Source organism: Streptomyces sp. NPDC087901 (assembly GCF_044742205.1).
GTDB lineage: Bacteria > Actinomycetota > Actinomycetes > Streptomycetales > Streptomycetaceae > Streptomyces.
Genome location: NZ_JBIUUC010000012.1, coordinates 89463 through 107525, shown reverse-complemented (window position 1 = coordinate 107525; position 18063 = coordinate 89463). Strand labels below are relative to the sequence as shown.

Sequence of the window (18063 nt, the reverse complement as noted above, 5' to 3'; positions counted from 1 at the left end):
CGCACCCCCGTCGCCGGGGATGCGGCCCTCTCGCCGTACTGCCGCTGATCCCTACTTGCGGATCAGGCTGCGGAGCACGTACTGCAGGATGCCGCCGTTGCGGTAGTAGTCCGCCTCACCGGGGGTGTCGATGCGGACGACGCCGTCGAACTCCACACCGGTGTCGGTGGTGACCTTGACCGTGCGCGGGGTCGTGCCGTCGTTCAGCTCGGTCACGCCGGTGAAGGAGAAGGTCTCCTCGCCGGTCAGGCCGAGGGTCTCGGCGGTGTGGCCCTCGGGGAACTGGAGCGGGAGGACGCCCATGCCGATGAGGTTCGAGCGGTGGATGCGCTCGTAGGACTCGGCGATGACAGCCTTGACGCCCAGGAGCGCGGTGCCCTTGGCCGCCCAGTCACGGGACGAGCCGGAGCCGTACTCCTTGCCCGCCAGGATGACGAGCGGGGTGCCGGCGGCCTGGTAGTTCTGCGAGGCGTCGTAGATGAACGACACGGGGGCATCGCCAGCAGCAGCAGCCTGGGTGAAGTCGCGGGTGAAGCCGCCCTCGGTGCCCGGCGCGATCTGGTTGCGCAGGCGGATGTTGGCGAACGTGCCGCGGATCATGACCTCGTGGTTACCCCGGCGCGAGCCGTAGGAGTTGAAGTCACGGCGCTCGATGCCGTGCTCCGTGAGGTACTTGCCGGCCGGGGTGTCGGCCTTGATCGCACCGGCCGGGGAGATGTGGTCGGTGGTGACCGAGTCGCCCAGCTTGGCGAGGACGCGGGCGCCCGTGATGTCGGAGACCGGGGTGGTCTCCATCGTCATGCCCTCGAAGTAAGGGGGCTTACGGACGTAGGTCGACTCGGCGTCCCACTCGAAGGTGTTGCCGGTCGGGATCGAGAGCGCCTGCCACTGGGCGTCGCCCGCGAAGACGTCCTGGTAGGACTTGTTGAACATGTCCTCGCCGATGGAGTTGGCGACGACGTCGTTCACCTCGGCCTCGGCCGGCCAGATGTCGGCGAGGAAGACGGGCTTGCCGTCCTGGTCGACGCCGAGGGCGTCCTTGGTGATGTCGACCTTCATCGAACCGGCGATGGCGTACGCGACGACCAGCGGCGGGGACGCCAGGTAGTTCATCTTGACGTCGGGGTTGATCCGGCCCTCGAAGTTACGGTTGCCGGAGAGCACCGAGGTCACGGCCAGGTCGTGGTCGTTGACCGCCTTGGAGACCTCTTCCGGCAGCGGGCCGGAGTTGCCGATGCAGGTGGTGCAGCCGTAGCCGACGAGGTTGAAGCCGACCTTGTCGAGGTACGGGGTCAGGCCCGCCTTGTCGAAGTAGTCGGTGACGACCTTCGAGCCCGGGGCGAGGGTGGTCTTGACCCACGGCTTGCGGGTCAGGCCCTTCTCGACGGCCTTCTTCGCCACGAGCGCCGCGGCGACCATGACGTACGGGTTCGAGGTGTTGGTGCAGGAGGTGATCGCGGCGACGGTGACGGCGCCGTGGTCCAGCTCGTAGGACGTGCCGTCGGGGGCGGTCACGGTGACCGGGTTCGACGGAACGCCGTTGTGGGTGGCCGGCGAGTCGGAGGCCGGGAAGGACTCCTTGCCCGCCTCCTCGTCGTCCGTGACGTAGTTGCGTACGTCCTGGGCGAACTGCGCCTTGGCGTTCGCGAGGACGATGCGGTCCTGCGGGCGCTTCGGGCCGGCGATGGAGGGGACGACCGTGGAGAGGTCGAGCTCCAGCTTCTCGGAGAAGTCGGGCTCGGCGGCCGGGTCGAGCCAGAGGCCCTGCTCCTTGGCGTACGCCTCGACGAGCGCGACCTGCTGGGCGTCGCGGCCGGTCAGACGGAGGTACTTCAGCGTCTCGTCGTCGATCGGGAAGATCGCGGCGGTGGAGCCGAACTCCGGCGACATGTTGCCGATGGTGGCGCGGTTCGCGAGGGAGGTGGCGGCGACGCCCTCACCGTAGAACTCGACGAACTTGCCGACGACGCCGTGCTTGCGGAGCATCTCGGTGATGGTCAGCACGAGGTCGGTGGCGGTGGTGCCGGCCGGGAGCTCGCCGGTCAGCTTGAAGCCGACGACGCGCGGGATGAGCATGGAGACCGGCTGGCCGAGCATCGCGGCCTCGGCCTCGATGCCGCCGACGCCCCAGCCCAGCACACCGAGGCCGTTGACCATGGTGGTGTGCGAGTCGGTGCCGACGAGGGTGTCGGGGTAGGCCTGGCCACCCCGGACCATGACCGTGCGGGCCAGGTGCTCGATGTTCACCTGGTGGACGATGCCGGTGCCCGGGGGGACGACCTTGAACTCGTCGAAGGCGGTCTGGCCCCAGCGCAGGAACTGGTAGCGCTCCTTGTTCCGGCCGTACTCCAGCTCGACGTTCTGCGCGAACGCGTCGCTGGTGCCGAACTTGTCGGCGATGACGGAGTGGTCGATGACCAGCTCGGCCGGGGCGAGGGGGTTGATCTTCGCCGGGTCGCCGCCGAGCTCCTTGACGGCCTCACGCATGGTGGCGAGGTCCACGACACACGGAACACCGGTGAAGTCCTGCATGATCACGCGGGCCGGCGTGAACTGGATCTCCTGGCTGGGCTGGGCCTGGGAGTCCCAGCCGCCGAGCGCCCGGATGTGGTCGGCGGTGATGTTCGCGCCGTCCTCCGTGCGGAGCAGGTTCTCCAGCAGCACCTTCAGGCTGTAAGGGAGGCGCGCGGAGCCCTCGACCTTGTCCAGCTTGAAGATCTCGTACGACTCGTCGCCCACGCGCAGCGTGCTGCGGGCGTCGAAGCTGTTCGCCGACACGACAGTCTCCTTCATCAATGTGCGCGTAACTCCGCGCCGCGCCTCACTTCGGCGGGCGCCGCGTGGTGCCGCCTTCAGCCACCCGACCATCCGCTAAGGTAAGGCTTAGTTAGGTAGCCCTTACTGCGCGGCGGCCCGCTGTGCGCCTTCGGCATATATCTCGATGTCGAGATAACTCTAGTACATGACCGGGGAAGGGTCATGTCAGGGCATGCCTGTTGACCTGTCGCAGTGAAGGTTGAGTGACGCATTGTGCGGGATCAATGCTGCTTCGGCTCGAGGCCGGGTTCGTGGTGGGCTTCGCCCGGGCCACCCCGGTGCAGGCCACTACCGCTGTAGACGCGTGAAGATCTCGCCGCGCTGCCCGGTGAGCAGACGGCGGCATGTGGACCAGCGCGCGACGCGCCACTCAGTCCAACGCCGCCGTCGGCGAGGTCCGGATGTCCGCGACCAGCCTCAGCGCCATGGGCATGCCCATGGCGCTGAGGCTGGTCGCGGTCCACACCCCGGCGGACGGGCGGAGCCGCGCACGCATCGCCCGGCTGCCGGCCGAACCCGGCCTCCCGCCCGTCGACCACAGCCACCGCTGACCGCACTCGCAGCGGCCGGCCCGGTGATCCGAAAGAGCGTCCCCCTTCGGTCAGTCGAGGCCCTCGATGATGCGGAAGTCCCGCTCGACGCCGCCGGAGAGGGCGGCCAGCGCCTCCTGGTAGGCCTCGCTCTCGCGTGCGGCGACGGCCTGCTCGAAACTGTCGAACTCGATCAGGACGGTGCGTTCGGCGATTCCGGCATCGTGTGCGACGGCCCGGCCGCCACGGGCGAGGAGCCGTCCGCCCGCAGCCCGGACGGCCGGACGGGCCAGCTTGTCGTAGGCAGCCAGCTTCTCGGGGTCGGAGATGGTGCGGTAGGCGCTGACCCAGTAACCCTTGGCCATGGAAACCTCCAGTGTTTTGAAGTTCTGTGCCGACGTTCGCCGTTGGCAGGATGGGCTTATTCGGATGCGAGGGCCGGGGAGCCGCCGCAGAGCAGGGGTTGCAGCAGCGGGACGTAGAGGTCGGCGACCTCCTCGGGGTCGAGCCGGGTGAGCTGGTCGGCCTGGACGGTCGCGTAGAGAGCGCCGAGGCCGAGCAGCACGCCGATGGCCATCTCCGCCCGCAGCGGGGCGCCCGGGCCGGGGAGGTGGGCGGCGAGGGCGTCGATGACCTGGGTACGAAAGTTGGCCCGCGCCTGCCCGCCGAGCTCCAGGTGGTGGCGGGAGAAGGCGATCCGCAGGATCGGGTCGCGGGTCTGGCCGCGTTGGGTGGCCAGCAGGTGCAGGACCATGTGCCGGGCGAGGCGGTCCAGGGGGGCGTCGAAGAGGGCGGAGGCGTCGGCGTCGAAGGTGAAGACCTGGGTGAACAGGTGCTCCTTTGTGCCGTAGTACTTCATCACCAGCGCCGGGCTGACGCCTGCGTCGGCGGCGATGGCGGCGATGGTGGTGTCGGCGTAGGCGTGCCGTGCGAAGGCCCGCCGGGCTGCGTCGAGGATGTCCGCGCGGCGCGCGTCGGCGTCACGCGGTCGTGCCGGCCGGTCCGGGTCCGAGTCGGGCGTCGGGGCCGGGGTCGGCTCCTTCCTGGACGTCGTTCGCGGGCGGGCGCTTCGAGGGGAGGCGGAGTTCGGGTGGGGCATCTGGTTCAGTCTCCTGGAGGGGGAACAGCGCGGGCCGCGGCGGGCGCGGGATGAGGCAGGCCGCCGCGCAGGCCAGCAGCGCGACCGCACCCGCTGCGGCGAAGGCCGTGCGGTACCCGTCCAGTGTCGGCGCCGACACGGCCGCGCCCGCCGGGTCGGTGAAAAGACGGGTGTGCTGGGCCAGCACGGTGGCCACCACCGCGCTGCACAAGGCCTGCCCGATGGTGCGCATCAGGACGTTGAGGCCGTTCGCTGCGGCGGTCTGCTCCAGCGGCACCGCCCGCATGATCAGCATGGGGAGGGCGGAGTAGGCGAACGCCGTGCCGACCGAGACCACGGCCGCGCCCGCGATGACCGCCCACAGCTGCCGACTGTCGGCGAGGCGCAAACCGTAGCCGGCCGCGATGACCATCGTGCCCAGGGTGAGAGTGACCTTGGCCCCGCGGGCGGCGGACATGCGAGCGGACAGAGAGGCGCACAGCACCATGATCACACCGCTGGGCAGCAGACAGGCACCCGCCACCACCACCGAGAGCCCCAGCCCGTACCCGGTGGCCCGGGGCGCCTGGACCAGTTGCGCGGTGACCAGGGAGTTGGCGTAGAAGGCGAATCCGGCCAGCAGCGCGGCAAGGTGCGGCAGCAGCACTGCCGGACGCGTCGCCAACCGCACGTCCACCAGCGGCCGCGGCGCACGGCGCTGGTGCAAGGTCCAGCCGGTCAGGATCAGCAGCGCCGCCCCCGACAGTCCCAGCGTCCGCCAACTGCCCCAGCCCCACTCCCCCGCCTTGGACAGCGCCAGCAGCAGAAGCACCAGCCCCGTACTCAGCCCGAGCGCCCCCGGCAGGTCGAAACGCCCCGGCGACCGGACCGGCTCCTCCCGCAGCAGCCGCCAGGCCAGGGCGAGCACACCCGTCGAGAGCACGGTCATGGCCCAGAACATCGCGTGCCAGTCCGCGTACTGCACCAGCAGCGCGGCCAGCGGCAGCCCGAGCGCCGCACCGATGCCCACCGTCGAACTCATCAGCGCCACCGCCGAACCCGTCCGCTGCGGCGGCAGCACACCCCGCAGGAAACTGATCGCCAGCGGCACCACCGCCGCCCCCACACCCTGCAGCGCCCGCCCCGCCAGCAGCCATGGAAGCGTGGAGGCGAACGCACACACCAACGATCCGGCGGCAAGCGCCCCGAGCGCGAGCAGCAGCATCCGCCGCTTGCCGTACATGTCCCCGGCCCGCCCCAGCAGCGGGGTGGCGACCGCGCCGGTCAGCAGCGTGATCGTGACCACCCACCCGACATCGACCGGGGCCGCACCGGTCAGCCGGGGCAACTGCGGCAGCAGCGGCACGACCGCGGTCTGCACCAGCGTGGTGACGATGCCGCCGGCCGCCAGCACAGCCATGACGCCACGGTGGGCGACCGGAGCCGTCGACGGATGCGAATCAGCGGACACAGGGAGACCCTCTCCGAGGTGAATGACGTTCACCAACATAAGTGAACGCCATTCACCTCGCAAGAGGCATCGACCGACGGGCCCGCACCCCTGCGCCCCTGCGCCCCTGCGCCCCTGCGCCCCGGAGCGAATCACTCCGTATTGAGCGAGTTTCCTTGTGCTTCGTGCTGGTCACCGGCCCTGGCGTGAGGGGGCGTTGGGGGCTCGCGCAGCGTGGCGGCGCGATCGTGGCCGGGAGATCGTCGGTCATCGTGCGATCTGGTGGTGTGTCAGTACCAGCAGGGTTCGGACCAGGGTGGTTGCCAGGCTCCAGCCGTCGAGGGTGGTGGTGTGGAGGCCGCCTCCGAAGAGTCCGGCAATGCTCACTCGGGTCCCAGCGACGGGTCCGGGCCCGGGACAGGTGAGATCGGCGGGGCGTAGACCGGGAGGCGAACCGGAAGAACTACTCGGGCAAGCACAAATCTCATGGCCTGCCCGCACGTCGGCCGGCCATCTCCGAAACGGGTCGGCCGGCACACCGCCCCGCAAGCGGACCGAAGCCACTCAGCGCAGTACGGCCGCCAGCAGGTCGGTCCCCAGCGCCGTCAGACCGGGCAGATCGACGGTGTAACGGACGTAGCGGCCCTGCCTCCGGGCCGTGAGCAGGCCCGCGCGGCGCAGGACGGCAAGGTGGCGGGAAACCTCCGGGGGTGAGAGTTCCCAGGCGTGGGCCAGCTCACCGGTGGTGTGCGGGCCGCGGGCCAGGGTGCGCAGCAGCCGCAGCCTCACCGGATGCGCGAGTGCCTCCAGCCGTAGCGTGACCGTTTCCAGCGATACCGGCTCCGCTGGACTCGCCTCGGCCACGGGGTACTGCACCACCGGCTGCCACCCGGGCGCGTGGACCACCACCAGGTGCGGGCGGCCGAAGACGCTGGGGAGGAAGGTGACCCCGGTACCGTGGGCGGCGGTCGCATTGTCCTGCAGTTTGTCCACGATGATGCAGTTGCCGTCCGGCGCCAGGGTGACGGCGCCGGAGACCGACGCGAGTGCCGCCCCGGTGCCCTGGCGCTTCAGCAGGTCGTTCTTCAGGCGCAGGTCGGTGGCGAGTTGCACGGCGACGCCTCTCCAGGCGGCGTCGAAGAAGGCGTCGGCGCACTGTTCGAGCGTGTGACGCACCCGTGCCCGCACGGCGGCCGGATCCGCGAGCAGCCTTTCCGCGAAGGCCTCTTGGAGCGCGCCGCGGGCCTGGGCCAGGTCCAGGGCCCGCTCGCGCGCCGTCGCGTCGGCGAGCGGCGACGGTGCGGCGAAGTGGACCCGGTTGCTGCCGCACGTGGTGATGAGCGCGGCGGTCACATAGGTTTCGTCGTCGATCCGGTCCACATCGTCCAACTCCTCGGCGAGGGTCGGCCGGGGTCGAGCGGGGACCAGAAAGTCGGCTCGCGAGGAACGCCAGAGGAACTCCGCCTCCCTGAGCCGCTCCGCCAGTTCCGGCCGTAGCCCGGCCCAGACGTCCCCGGCCCAGCCGGCGAACTGCGGGTGATGCGCGGGTTCGGCCAGCACGTGCAGCATCGCGGTCAGTTCGGCGAGCGGGGAGGCGGCGAACCGCAGTCGCCCGGGCGGCAGGCCGCCGATGTCGATCCTCAACGTCATCCCCTCATCATCGATGGCCGGACGGCCGGCGAACGCGTCGATTGACGGTGTCCGTCAACCGGCATGGCCGGCCCGGCGGCCGAACGCACCGTTGGCGCCATGGCAACCACCACCAAGATCCAGCCGCGCGCCCTCATCCGTGCCTCCGGAGGCCCCCGCTATGCCGTCGCCCTGGCCGTGGACGCGCTCGGCACCGGCATGCTGCGGCCCTTTCTGCTTCTTTACGGGCTGACGGTGCTGAGGCTGTCCGCGCCTGCCACCGGTATCGCCATGATGGTCGGCGTCGTCGTGAGTCTGGTGTGCATGCCCGCTGTCGGCCGCTGGCTGGACCGGGGCGCACGCAGCACGGTCGTGGCAGCGTCGATGCTGGTGCGGGTGCTGGGCGTGGCGCTGCTGCTGGCCACCCCCGCGGGGCACGTCTGGATGTTCGCGACGGCGGCGCTCTTCCTCGGCATCGGCAACCAGGCATGGCCGGCCGCCCATGCAGCTCTCGTGGCCACGGTCGCCCACGGCCGGGAACGCGACGCCGCTCTCGCGGGAGGCCGCGCCCTGCGCAACGCCGGACTGGGCGCGGGCGCGCTCCTCGCCACCGCATGCCTGGCGGGCGGCACGACCGCACTGCAGGCGCTGGCGGCCGTCACCGGGCTCGCCTATCTCGCTGCGGCAGCCTTGGCATGGTCGGTTCACCTGCGCGCGCATCCGGCCGCCATCTCGGCCAAGGACAGGTCCGATGAGCCCACACCTCGGATGCGTGTGCTGCTGGCCGCCAACGTGGTCTACGTCTTCTGCCTCAACGTCCCCGAAATCGCGCTGCCTCTGGTCCTGGTGACACAGTTGCACGCGTCCCCGGTGTGGTCGGCAGCCATCTTCGTGGCCAACACGGTACTGGTGGTCACCCTGCAGATTCCGGTCACCGTCCTGATGTCCCGCTTCTCCCGGCGGGCCGTGCTGGCTCTTGCCGGCGTGGTACTCGCCGTGTCCTACCTCGGCTTCCTCGCGGCCACCTCACTGGGACACGGCTGGAGTGCCCTGGCCGTCGCCACGGTGTCCGTGGTCTGCACCATCGGCGAGATCATCTATGCCGGCAGCGCCACCGCGCTCGTCACCGCCCTCGCCCCGGCCCATGTCCTGGGACGCGCCCTCGCCCGCTTCCAGCTCTCCACGGGCTTCGGCCTCGCCGTCTCCCCTGCGGTCATCACCGCTCTCGCCTCCCACGGTTCGGCCGCCCTCTGGGGCAGCCTCGCCGGTGCGACGCTTCTGTCCGCCTCCGCCGTTGCCACCGAGAAGGATCAAGGAACGCCGCTCAGCCATTGATGCCGCCGGGCGCGAGCAGGCTCGTGAGCTCGGCGATCTGTGCGCAAGGACGACTGCCGACCCGTCTCATAGGAATCGGACCGCCGCCTGGCTCGCACCGCGGGAAGGGGAGGCCCGGCAGGAATGGCAGGGGTGGGCGATACGGTGATCGCGTGCTGGAGTCTCTGCCTGCCGATGTGGCTTTCGTGCTCGATGCCCTCCTCGATGAGGCCGATCCGGCTCACGCCGTGCTTCGGCGGCAGATTCCCCACCTGCGTGTATCGGGTCGCTGCACGTGCGGGTGCGGTACCGCCTACTTCGAACTCGACACCACCTCCGTGGAGTCGGCGCCGTCGGGCCCGGGCACGGTGGTGGCAGCTGAAGCCCGGATATACCTGACGGACGGCGATTGCCCCGGGGAGGTTCTGGTCTTCGCGGAGAACGGCTACCTGTCGTGGCTGGAAGTCTGCTCCTGGAGCGACACCGTCGACGTCACCCTGGCCATTGCCCAACAGTCACTTCGGCGCTGACCCCGGGGGCTCGCGCGTGGAGTTGCCACTGGTGACTGCGATGGCTGCCCTGGCCGGCCGGCGTGAACACGCTGGTATCGCGACTAGGGGTGGCTCGAATGACATACGCGTCTGGAGCTTTCGGCGCTGGTGGAGCAGCGGCTGACGAACGACGGCGCACACCACAGGATCGCGGCCCTCTGTGCCCCCGCATCGCCCGGATCGTGTTGTCGGCCGCGGGCATCGCATCCGCCACCGACAACTCCCGCCACAGGCGGACCCTGGCGCTTCCTGACAGCTCGGCCGAGAAGGCGAACGTCGCCTGATGCGGCGCTAACAGTGATGGCTGCCAGGGCACTCGGCGAGCAGCACGCCGAAGACCCAGAAGAAGAGGACCGGCACGCTGGACACCGCTCCCATGACGGCGAACCGCCGACGAGCCTGCCGTCGGTGCCCGGTGATCGCCACCACGGCCCCCGCGGCGGGCACGACCACCGCACTGCCCAGAGCAGCCAGCCCGCATGCCCTGCCGAACTCCTCCCGCACCTCCGGAAATCCCATCGCAAGAGCGATCACGGGGGTCAGCAGGATGAGGGGAGAAGCCGCCCACCAGTAGGACAACCCCGTAATCACCCGGTCCACCCCGGAGGGCATCCGGCGATCGGGCTGTACATCGCCGGAACGCGGGTCCGGACCGACACGGAGTGATGGCATGTCCGAACCATAGACAGTCCCGCGGTACGGCAGCACTCTTCGCGGAGGTTGCGCCGGAGGTTATGCCGAGGGTTGCGCCAGAGTCTTTGCCGCGATCTGCGACGGTGCCGACGTCCGCCGAGTCGGGGTGCGGCGATGGCCGCGCTGAGGTCGCAACGGCGAAGGAGCCAGCAGGCGTTGCCGTCCGCCGTCCCGGTTTCAGAACGCTGAAACCGTCGTGAAACCGCAGTGAATGTGGCCTGCCGCAACCTCCTCGGCATGACGACAACGACTTCGCACTCTCTCGCCATCTCGGCCAAGGGACTACGCAAGGCCTACGGGGACAAGACGGTCCTCGACGGCATCGACCTCGCGGTGCCGGCCGGTACGGTCTTCGCGCTGCTCGGCCCGAACGGTGCCGGCAAGACCACCGCCGTGAAGATCCTCTCCACCCTCGTCACCGCCGATGCCGGCGATCTGCACGTCGGCGGCCACGATCTGGCCGCCGACCCGCAGGCCGTGCGCGCCGCGATCGGTGTCACCGGGCAGTTCTCCGCCGTCGACGGGCTCATCACCGGCGAGGAGAACATGCTCCTCATGGCCGACCTGCACCACCTGCCCAAGAGCGAGGGGCGACAGGTGACCGCCGAGCTGCTGGAACGCTTCGACCTGGTGGAGGCCGCGAAGAAGCCCGTCTCCACCTACTCCGGCGGCATGAAGCGCCGCCTCGACATCGCCATGACCCTGGTCGGGAACCCGCGGATCATCTTCCTCGACGAACCGACCACCGGCCTCGACCCCCGCTCCCGCCACAACATGTGGCAGATCATCCGCGAGCTCGTCTCCGACGGGGTCACCGTCCTCCTCACCACCCAGTACCTGGACGAGGCCGACGAACTCGCCGACCGCATTGCGGTGTTGCACGACGGCAAGCTCGCCGCCGAGGGAAGTGCCGAGGAGTTGAAGCGGCTCGTCCCCGGCGGGCATGTGCGGCTGCGGTTCGCCGACCCCGACGCGTACCGGACGGCCGCCGTCGCCCTGCGCGAGGCGACCCGGGACGACGAGGCGCTGTCGCTGCAGATTCCCAGCGGCGGCACCCAGCGCGAGCTGCGCGCCATTCTCGACTGGCTGGACACCGCCGGCATCGAGGCCGACGAACTGACCGTGCACACCCCCGACCTCGACGACGTGTTCTTCGCCCTGACCAGCTCCACCGTGCCGAGCCAGACCACCCAGCCCAAGGAGACAGTCCGATGAGTGCCCTCTCCCTCGCCGTCCGCGACTCGTCCACCATGCTGCGCCGCAATCTCCTGCACGCCCGGCGCTACCCGTCCATGACCCTGAACCTGCTGCTCACCCCGATCATGATGCTGCTGCTCTTCGTCTACATCTTCGGCGACGTGATGAGCGCGGGTATCGGCGGCTCGGACCGCTCCGACTACATCGACTACATCGTCCCGGGCATTCTGATGATGACCATCGGAAGCACCGTGATCGGCGCTGCGGTCTCCGTCTCCACCGATATGTCCGAGGGTCTCATCGCCCGCTTCCGCACGATGGCGGTCTACCGCGGCTCAGTGATCGTCGGGCATGTCGTCGGCAGTGTGCTTCAGGTGCTCGCCAGCCTGCTCCTCGTCGGAGCGGTCGCCCTGGCCATCGGTTTCCGGTCCACGGATGCCACGGCCCTGGAGTGGCTCGCGGCGTTCGGGCTGCTCGCACTGTTCGCCACGGCGCTCACCTGGATCGCGGTCGGAATGGGCATGGCCAGCCCGAACGCCGAGGCGGCGAGCAACATGGCCATGCCGCTGATCCTGCTCCCGCTCATCTCCAGCGCCTTCATCCCGGCCGGCACGATGCCGGGCTGGTTCCGGCCGATCGCCGAGTACCAGCCCTTCACCCCGGCCATTGAGACCCTGCGCGGCCTGCTGCTCGGCACCCCGGTCGGCAACAACTGGTGGATCGCGATCGCCTGGTGCGTCGCACTGATCGCGCTCGGCTACCGCTGGTCGATGGCCCAGTTCAACCGCGACCCGAAGTAAGCGCGCGGGCTGCCTCCCGCAGCTCGTCACGCTCCAGGGCGGCATACTCCGACACCGCGTCGGCGTACGCCGCCCGGTCGGCGTTCCCGGCCGCCTGCCGGGCACGGTCCGCCGACATCGTTGGCTGGAAGTCGCGCATCACCCTCAGCCGTTCGGCGAGTGCGAGCATCCGTACGGCGGTGGCATCGTCGTCGTCGGATGCGAGACCCGCCATGCCCAGGGCGTGCAGCACCGTCCCGAACACCGGGAGCTGCCAGGGCGAACCGGGTGGACCGGAGAGCAGGGTCCGCAGCCCGTACCGCAGCCGGTTGAGCGGCTCCGCGACCAGTTCGAGACGGCCGGCGTACGCGTGCGCCGTCACCGCCGCCGACTGGATCTGCAGCGCCGACGGGTCGAGCCAGAGGTCGTCGCCCCGCAGCGGACCGGCCTCGGGCATCCGCTCCACGGCACCACGCCACAGGCCGAGGCCGACCTCCGTCAGCCCGCGTGCGAGCGCGATCTCGGCCCGTCCGGCGAGGTCGGGCCGGTAGAAGGAATCCTGCTGCGGGGGGCTGTCGCGCTCCGCCTGCCGCAGCCAGTACTCGGCCTCATCGGGATTGCCGCGCTGCAGGCAGGCGAGGACGAGGCTCGTGCGGATGAAGAGGTAGTCGTGCCCGTCACCGAGCCGCGGCACCACCTCCAGCGTTGCCCTGAGGTGCTCGTACGCCTCTTCGCCCCGCCCCGTCCGCAGGCACAGCTCGCTGAGCCGGGAGTGCCCCATGAGCTGCATGGACGGATTCCCGACCGGCGCCAGTTCGGCGAGTATCCGGCGGGCCGAGGCGAGCGCGCGGTCGATGTCGTGCTCGTACTCCCAGACATAGGTGGCGATGGACTCGGCGACGCCGGCGATCAGCGGCTGCTCGCTGTCGCAGAGCCCGCGCAGCGTGTCGTGGTCGGGAGGCAGCATCTCGGGGATCGCGCCCAGCACTGCCGCGATGGCGCGAAGGAGCGTGTCCGGCGGAGCTGTGGGCAGTCGCCGGAGGGTGACGAGCTGGCGTACGGCGACCGGGCCGTGGGCCATGAACAGGCCCGCCGTGCACATCACCGCGGCGGCTCGGGCGACTTCGACGTATGCGGGTTCGGGGCGGTAGTGGGAAAGGAGCGGGCCCGTGTCCGCGGCGAGGGCGGCGAGTCGGGGGAAGCCGGAGTCGGTGGACCACAGGGCGGCGAGGACGGCGGTGAGGGCGGCGAGCGCGGGGGCGTCCTGGCGGGCCAGGGCATGCCGCAGGGCAAGGACGAGGTTGTCCTGCTCGGGCCTGATCCGCTCCCAGGCGGCCCGCGGTTCCGGGCCGAAGAACCAGTCGTGGTACGTGACCCCGAAGTCCCTTGCCCAGGTGAGGAACTGGCCGATGACCTCCTCGTCCTCGCCCGCCTCCGCGCGCCGGGCCGCGCTGAACTCCCGTACGGTCTCCAGCATCCGGAACCGCACTCCGGCCGGGGTGTCGGCAACGGTGAGCAGCGACTGATCGGTCAGCTGCTCCAGCAGGAACAGCGCATCGTCGCCGAGGATGTGCTCCGCCGCCTCACCGGAGAAACCGCCGGGGAAGACGGACAGCGTGCGCAGCGCCGCCCGGGCGTCCTCCGCGAGCAGGTTCCAGCTCCAGTCGACGACCGCGTGCAGGGTGCGGTGGCGCTCCGGGGCGTCCCGGGCTCCGCCGCGAAGGAGCGTGAACCTGTCTCCGAGGCGGCGGGCGATCTCCGGCACCGAAAGCACCCGCACCCGCGCTGCGGCCAACTCCACGGCGAGAGGCAGCCCTTCGAGGTCGCGGCACAGTTCGGCCACCGCGTCCGGCGGCAGCTCCACGCCGCTCCGGGCGGCCCTGGCCCGCTGGGTGAACAGCTCGACCGCGGTGTCGGGGCCGAGTTCCGGCAGCGCGTACACCGCCTCAGACGTGAGGCCCAACGGGGCCCGGCTGGTGGCGAGCACCCGCACGCCCTGCGAGGACGAGACCAGGGCCCGTACGAGATCGGCGGCGCCCCGGACCACCTGTTCGCAGTTGTCGAGGACGAGGAGCGCGGGCCCGGAGCCGAGCACGCCGAGGATGCCGGCCACCGGGTCGGCCGCGGCCTGTCCGCTCATCGTGCCCGCGCCGAGCGCGGAGGCCACCTCCGTGGCCACGTCCGCGTCCGCGGTGACGCCTGCGAGCGGCACGAAGTACACCACGCGTTGTTCGGCCCGGCGGCTGACGGCGTGCGAGAGCCGGGTCTTGCCGAGGCCGCCGGGGCCGGCCACGGTGACGGCGCGGGAGGTGCGCAGCAGGCGCTGCACCGCCGCGATGTCCTCGTCCCGGCCGAGGAGCGGATTCGGCTCGTGCGGCACTCCATGCCTGACCACGGGCTCCTCGCCCCGCAGCAGCTCGTGCTGTACGGCCTTGAGACCGGCGCCCGGATCCGTGCCGAGCTCGTCGCGCAGCTCACTGCGGTACGCCTCGTACCGCGTCAGCGCGGCGGACGGGCCCGCCGTCGCCGCCTCGCCGCGTAGCAGTTCGGCGAGCACCTCCTCGTCGCGCGGGTGCTCGGCGGCGGCCGCGGCCAGCGGCCCGGCCGCCTCCGCGTGCCGCCCGAGCCGGGCGAGCGCGAGCGCCTGTGCGCGTACGAGCGCGCCGCGGACGGGGGCGCGCTCGGCACGCAGCGCGGCCACGGGGTCGTCGGTGGCGCCCGCCCCGTCGGGGGTGCCCGCCCACAGCGCGAGCCCGGCCTCGGCCGCGGCGAGTGATCCCGCGTGGTCCCCGGCCCTGGCCCGGTCCGCACTCGCGACGGCATGGAGCAGCAGGGCGGAGGTGTCGACCTGTTCCTCGGCGAGGGCGAGCCGGTATCCGGTCGGCGTACTGGCGATGACATCGGCGCCCAGCAGCGACCGTGCCCTGGACACGAGGACCTGTACCGCCTTTCCCGGCCGCTCCGGCAACTCGTCCGGCCACAGCCCCTCCACGAGCCGTGGGCTGCTGCAGCCTGAGTGCAAGTCGCCCGCGAGCAGCGCGAGAAGCCCGCGGAGCCTGGGCGCGGTGAGCTCCTGTCCCCGATAGGCGACACGCGGCAGCAGGGTCAGGTCGATGGTCACCCGTGCAGGTTAGAGCCTTAGGCAGTCGGGGGTGGGTGAAGGAGCAGGGCTGGGTGCGTGCAGCTGCAAGGCGGAGGATTGAGGCAACGCGAAGGGGCCCCGCGCCTTGAGGCCATGGGGAGTTGGTGATTGACGACAACGCGGAAGGGGCCCCGTCCCCCCCTGCTCCAGCGATGCCGAGAGCATGGGGGGGGAACGTGTGCCCGGCCCTGCGACGCCTCCCCCGGGGCTTCCGTCGAAGGGCTTCACGGACAAGGCCGGCTGTCGCCGAGGGTGCTGATGGCGGCGGTGTGCCTATGCGGACGTCCGCCGCCGGACCAGCTCCTTACTCTCCGCCGGCAGTGCGTCGGCGGCCAGCAGTCGCGGCAGCAGTTCGGCGTCGAGAGTCATGGCCCGGAAGGCGAGCGCAACGGTCACGTCGTGACCAGGCCGGTGCACGATCTCGACCGGGTCACCGGACCGGATGTCACCGGGTTCGATCACCCGCAGATACGCGCCGGGCAGGGCAGCCTGTGTGAACCTCTTGATCCAGCCCTCACGCTGCAGCCATCCCTGGAACGTAGAGCACGGGATCCGCGGGCACGACACCTCCAGGACCACGTCCGGCCCGATCCGCCAACGCTCGCCGATCAGGGCGCCGTTGACGTCAAGCCCCGAGGTCGTGAGGTTCTCCCCGAAGGCTCCGTTCGCGAGCGGCCTGTCCAGCTCGGCCTCCCAGCCGTCGAGCTCCTCGCGGGCATAGGCGTAGACGGCCTGGTCGAAGCCGCCGTGATGCTGCACGTCGTAGGCCCGGTCGCCGGCGAGGCCGACCGCGCCGGTGCCCTTGGGGCCCGGGTCGGCAACGGCGACCGGTCCGGCGACGGGGCGCTTGTCGATTCCGGTAGCGCTCAGTCCCTTCCAGGGGTTGGGACGGGGGCGGCCGATATTGACGGAAAGCACCTTCATGCCCAGGACCATACGATCCGCCGCGCGCTCCGTCGACACAGTTTCAGGGCTGTACCGAGCAGCAGCGCCGGGACGAAACCCTCGCCACCTCCCGCCGGATGCCGATGGACGCACTCCGCGTGCCGAACCGGTCCCGCGGGCGGATCCTGGGGGTGGGCCGTGCGGTCCGTGCCGAGTCGCGCCCGTCTCCCGCAGCTCTGCACTCAGCCGTCACTCGAATGCCACACCCCCACACCAGCCTCATCTCATATCTGAGATAGCCTTTCGGCATGTCAGATGACTACCTCGTACGTATCGGCAAGCTCATCCGTGACGCCCGTCAGCACCGGGGCTGGACACAGAGCCAGCTCGCCGAGGCGCTCGCCACCAGCCAGAGCGCCGTGAACCGCATCGAGCGCGGCAATCAAAACATCAGCCTTGAGATGATTGCGCGCATCGGTGAAGCACTCGACAGCGAAATCGTGTCGCTCGGCTACGCCGGCCCCATGCACCTGCGGGTCGTCGGCGGGCGTCGGCTCTCCGGGGCCATCGACGTCAAGACCAGCAAGAACGCCTGTGTGGCACTGCTCTGCGCCTCGCTCCTCAACAAGGGCCGTACGGTGCTGCGCCGGGTGGCCCGGATCGAGGAGGTCTACCGTCTCCTCGAGGTCCTGAACTCCATCGGGGTGCGCACCCGCTGGATCAACGACGGCACCGATCTGGAGATCGTCCCGCCGGCCAGGCTCGACATGGACGCCATCGACGCGGACGCCGCCCGCCGGACCCGGTCGATCATCATGTTCCTCGGGCCGCTGCTGCACCGCATGGACCAGTTCAAGCTGCCGTACGCCGGTGGTTGCGACCTCGGTACGCGCACCATCGAGCCGCACATGATCGCGCTGCGCCGCTTCGGTCTGGAGATCGCCGCGACCGAGGGCATCTACCACGCCCAGGTCGACCACTCCGTCACCCCCGGCCGCCCCATCGTGCTGACCGAGCGCGGCGACACCGTGACCGAGAACGCGCTGCTGGCCGCCGCCCGGCACGACGGCACCACCGTCATCCGCAACGCGTCCTCCAACTACATGGTCCAGGACCTCTGCTTCTTCCTGGAGGCGCTGGGCGTACGGGTGGACGGCGTCGGCACGACGACGCTGACCGTGCACGGCGTGCCGACCATCGACGTGGACGTCGACTACTCCCCCTCCGAGGACCCGGTCGAAGCGATGAGCCTGCTCGCCGCTGCCGTCGTCACGGAGTCGGAGCTGACGATCCGCCGGGTGCCGATCGAGTTCCTGGAGATCGAGCTCGCGGTCCTGGAGGAGATGGGCGTCGACTGCGACCGCACCGCCGAGTACGCCGCCGACAACGGGCGCACCCGCCTGGTCGACCTGACGGTCCGGCCCTCCAAACTGGAGGCGCCCATCGACAAGATCCACCCGATGCCCTTCCCGGGCCTCAACATCGACAACGTGCCGTTCTTCGCGGCCATCGCCGCCTCGGCCCACGGCCAGACCCTCATCCACGACTGGGTCTACGACAACCGGGCGATCTACCTCACCGACCTCAACCGCCTCGGCGGCCGCCTCCAGCTCCTGGACCCGCACCGGGTCCTGGTCGAGGGCCCGACCCGTTGGCGCGCGGCGGAGATGATGTGCCCGCCCGCACTGCGGCCGGCGGTGGTGGTGCTGCTCGCGATGATGGCGGCCGAGGGGACCTCCGTACTGCGCAACGTGTACGTGATCAACCGCGGTTACGAGGAACTCGCGGAGCGGCTGAACTCGGTCGGTGCGCAGATCGAGATCTTCCGGGACATCTGAAAGCCTTCAGGCGAGGCTCCGTCATACCCATCCTGACCTGCATAAATGCAAGGTGAGGCCGGCGTGACGGAGTCCCTGGGGCTTTTCTGGGACTTTGAATCAGGAGCAAGAGACAGCTTGCGAAAACATGATGGGTCATCGCGAGACTTCTGACGCCCCG

The 18063-nt window shown here is 70.4% G+C and carries 14 protein-coding genes; 6 read left to right on the top strand and 8 right to left on the bottom strand.

Annotated elements, in window-relative coordinates; translation table 11 throughout:
- Nucleotides 1-51: 51 nt before the first annotated feature.
- Nucleotides 52-2778 carry an aconitate hydratase AcnA gene (gene acnA / locus ACIOEW_RS30325; RefSeq protein WP_401967575.1) on the bottom strand — a complete coding sequence of 909 codons (2727 nt, stop codon included), beginning with the start codon at nt 2776-2778 and terminating at the stop codon, nt 52-54.
- 383 nt (nt 2779-3161) lie between these two features.
- Here acnA and ACIOEW_RS30320 point away from each other — a divergent pair, with 383 nt between their 5' ends.
- Entirely contained in the window at nt 3162-3368 is a 207-nt protein-coding gene (locus ACIOEW_RS30320) for a hypothetical protein (RefSeq protein ID WP_401967573.1), read from the top strand.
- A gap of 50 nt (nt 3369-3418) precedes the next feature.
- Here the strand turns inward: ACIOEW_RS30320 and ACIOEW_RS30315 are convergent, their stop codons facing one another.
- The 4 genes from ACIOEW_RS30315 to ACIOEW_RS30300 form a co-directional block, all read right to left on the bottom strand.
- Nucleotides 3419-3712, bottom strand: a complete 294-nt coding sequence (locus ACIOEW_RS30315) for a DUF1330 domain-containing protein (RefSeq protein ID WP_401967572.1) — start codon at nt 3710-3712, stop codon at nt 3419-3421.
- A gap of 56 nt (nt 3713-3768) precedes the next feature.
- On the bottom strand, nt 3769-4446 hold the full coding sequence (locus ACIOEW_RS30310) for a TetR family transcriptional regulator (RefSeq protein ID WP_401967570.1): 678 nt from the start codon (nt 4444-4446) through the stop codon (nt 3769-3771).
- Nucleotides 4328-5845, bottom strand: coding sequence for an MFS transporter (locus ACIOEW_RS30305; protein WP_401967567.1), 1518 nt, complete (start codon nt 5843-5845; stop codon nt 4328-4330). The genes ACIOEW_RS30310 and ACIOEW_RS30305 overlap by 119 nt, the downstream gene beginning before the upstream one ends.
- Nucleotides 5846-6439: 594 nt before the next feature.
- Nucleotides 6440-7525, bottom strand: coding sequence for a DUF5937 family protein (locus ACIOEW_RS30300; protein ID WP_401967565.1), 1086 nt, complete (start codon nt 7523-7525; stop codon nt 6440-6442).
- A gap of 99 nt (nt 7526-7624) precedes the next feature.
- Between ACIOEW_RS30300 and ACIOEW_RS30295 the strand changes: the two genes are divergently transcribed.
- Both ACIOEW_RS30295 and ACIOEW_RS30290 read left to right on the top strand, forming a co-directional pair.
- Nucleotides 7625-8839 carry an MFS transporter gene (locus tag ACIOEW_RS30295; protein WP_401967563.1) on the top strand — a complete coding sequence of 405 codons (1215 nt, stop codon included), beginning with the start codon at nt 7625-7627 and terminating at the stop codon, nt 8837-8839.
- A gap of 152 nt (nt 8840-8991) precedes the next feature.
- Nucleotides 8992-9348, top strand: a complete 357-nt coding sequence (locus tag ACIOEW_RS30290; protein WP_362552716.1) for a hypothetical protein — start codon at nt 8992-8994, stop codon at nt 9346-9348.
- Nucleotides 9349-9660: 312 nt separating this feature from the next.
- Here ACIOEW_RS30290 and ACIOEW_RS30285 read toward each other — a convergent pair whose 3' ends face one another.
- Complete coding sequence (locus ACIOEW_RS30285; RefSeq protein ID WP_362552713.1) at nt 9661-10041, bottom strand: hypothetical protein; 381 nt, start codon at nt 10039-10041, stop codon at nt 9661-9663.
- A 258-nt stretch (nt 10042-10299) separates the two neighbouring features.
- Here ACIOEW_RS30285 and ACIOEW_RS30280 point away from each other — a divergent pair, with 258 nt between their 5' ends.
- Nucleotides 10300-11277, top strand: a complete 978-nt coding sequence (locus ACIOEW_RS30280; RefSeq protein ID WP_362552710.1) for an ATP-binding cassette domain-containing protein — start codon at nt 10300-10302, stop codon at nt 11275-11277.
- Entirely contained in the window at nt 11274-12059 is a 786-nt protein-coding gene (locus tag ACIOEW_RS30275; RefSeq protein WP_401967559.1) for an ABC transporter permease, read from the top strand. Before ACIOEW_RS30280 ends, ACIOEW_RS30275 begins: the two co-directional genes overlap by 4 nt.
- On the opposite strand, the gene ACIOEW_RS30270 is transcribed toward ACIOEW_RS30275, so the two are convergent.
- Together ACIOEW_RS30270 and ACIOEW_RS30265 are read right to left on the bottom strand one after the other, a co-directional pair.
- Entirely contained in the window at nt 12040-15159 is a 3120-nt protein-coding gene (locus ACIOEW_RS30270; RefSeq protein ID WP_401967557.1) for an ATP-binding protein, read from the bottom strand. The two genes, ACIOEW_RS30275 and ACIOEW_RS30270, sit on opposite strands and share 20 nt — an antisense overlap.
- A gap of 294 nt (nt 15160-15453) precedes the next feature.
- The gene (locus tag ACIOEW_RS30265; protein ID WP_401967555.1) at nt 15454-16104 is read right to left on the bottom strand and encodes an MOSC domain-containing protein; all 651 of its coding nucleotides are present in this window, start codon (nt 16102-16104) and stop codon (nt 15454-15456) included.
- A gap of 269 nt (nt 16105-16373) precedes the next feature.
- On the opposite strand from ACIOEW_RS30265, the gene ACIOEW_RS30260 reads away from it, so the two are divergent.
- Nucleotides 16374-17903: a UDP-N-acetylglucosamine 1-carboxyvinyltransferase gene (locus ACIOEW_RS30260; RefSeq protein ID WP_362552698.1), complete on the top strand. Its 1530-nt coding sequence runs from the start codon at nt 16374-16376 to the stop codon at nt 17901-17903.
- The last annotated feature ends 160 nt before the right edge of the window (nt 17904-18063 follow it).